This window comes from Geodermatophilus sp. SYSU D00703 (assembly GCF_054050155.1).
This window is the reverse complement of sequence record NZ_JBJGYU010000071.1, coordinates 1-780: the sequence shown is the minus strand read 5'-3', so window position 1 is coordinate 780 and position 780 is coordinate 1. Positions and strand designations below refer to the sequence as shown.

At 72.4% G+C, this 780-nt stretch carries 1 protein-coding gene; it reads right to left on the bottom strand.

From position 1 onward, the window contains the following. Nucleotides 1-780: zinc-binding dehydrogenase (locus ACI782_RS26005; RefSeq protein ID WP_456913008.1), on the bottom strand; the 780-nt coding region annotated here is incomplete at both ends.

Below are 780 nucleotides of genomic sequence, written 5' to 3'. Positions count from 1 at the left end.
GAAGCGGCCCTGCAGGTACAGGTCGATGAGCATCGGGAAGTCGCGGGAGGGCAGGCAGTCGCCGTACCAGGAGGACTTCGTCGCCCCACCGCGGCCGAAGACCTCGATCAGCGGCAGGGTGATCTCCATGTCCGGGGTCGGCACGCCCACCAGCACGACGCGGCCGGCCAGGTCGCGGGCGTAGAAGGCCTGCTCGAACACCGCCGGGTGGCCGACGGCGTCGATCGCGACGTCCACGCCGAAGCCGCCGGTGTGGCCCTTGATCGCCTCGACCGCGTCGGTCTGGCGCGAGTTGACCGTGTGGGTGGCGCCGAACCCGCGGGCCCACTCCAGCTTCCGGTCGTCGATGTCCACGGCGATGATCGTGGTGGCGCCGGCCAGCTTGGCCCCGGCGATCGCGGCGTCCCCGACGCCGCCGCAGCCGAACACCGCCACGCTCTCGCCGCGCTGGACCCCGCCGGTGTTGATCGCCGCGCCGACGCCGGCCATCACCCCGCAGCCGAGCAGGCCGGCGGCGGTGGCCGGGGCCTCGGGGTCGACCTTGGTGCACTGGCCGGAGTGGACCAGCGTCTTCTCCACGAAGGCGCCGATGCCCAGTGCCGGGGACAGCTCGGTGCCGTCCTTGAGCGTCATCTTCTGGGTGGCGTTGTGGGTGTTGAAGCAGTACTGCAGCGCGCCCTTGAGGCAGGCGCGGCACTGGCCGCAGACCGCGCGCCAGTTGAGGACCACGTAGTCGCCGACGGCGACGTTGGTGACGCCCGCGCCGACGGCGGAGACCAC